This window comes from Kiloniella laminariae, from assembly GCF_027214005.1.
Taxonomy (GTDB): Bacteria; Pseudomonadota; Alphaproteobacteria; order Kiloniellales; family Kiloniellaceae; genus Kiloniella; species Kiloniella laminariae_A.
In genome coordinates this window covers 1-840 of sequence record NZ_JAPWGY010000034.1, presented here as the reverse complement: position 1 = coordinate 840, position 840 = coordinate 1, and the positions used below count along the sequence as shown (strand labels likewise).

General features: G+C 51.0%; 1 protein-coding gene. It reads right to left on the bottom strand.

All coding sequences use genetic code 11. From position 1 onward, the window contains the following. On the bottom strand, nt 1-840 hold an 840-nt coding region (locus O4H49_RS20510), incomplete at its 5' end, for an elongation factor Tu (protein ID WP_269425295.1).

The following is an 840-nucleotide window of genomic DNA, read 5'->3' as shown; positions in this document are numbered from 1 at the left end:
TTATTTCGAGATACCGGAAACGACACCCGCACCAACGGTACGGCCACCTTCACGGATCGCGAAACGAAGACCATCGGTCATCGCAATCGGAGCAATCAGTTCAACGTCCATGGTGATGTTATCACCTGGCATAACCATCTCCGTGCCTTCTGGAAGAGTAACAACACCGGTCACATCAGTCGTACGGAAGTAGAACTGTGGACGGTAGTTGGTGAAGAATGGTGTGTGACGACCACCTTCCTCTTTCGTCAGGATGTAAGCTTCAGCTTTGAAGTTGGTGTGTGGCGTAATCGAACCTGGCTTGGCAAGAACCTGACCACGCTCAACATCATCACGACCAACACCACGTAGAAGTGCACCGATGTTATCACCAGCCTGACCCTGATCGAGCAGCTTGCGGAACATCTCGACACCTGTACAGGTGCTCTTCTGTGTGTCACGGATACCAACGATCTCAACTTCTTCGCCAACCTTGACGATACCTGTTTCAATACGTCCGGTAACAACTGTACCACGACCGGAAATCGAGAAAACGTCTTCGATCGGCATCAGGAAAGCCTGGTCTACAGGACGGTCCGGCTGCGGGATGTAATCGTCAACAGCTTTCATCAGCGCAAGAATCTGGTTTTTGCCGATTTCATCATCACGACCTTCAAGTGCGGCAAGCGCAGAACCGGAAACGATTGGAATATCGTCGCCAGGGAAGTCGTAAGAAGAAAGAAGCTCACGGATTTCCATTTCAACAAGCTCGAGAAGCTCGGCATCGTCAACCTGGTCAACCTTGTTCATGAAAACAACAAGCGCAGGAACACCAACCTGACGCGCAAGCAGAATGTGCTC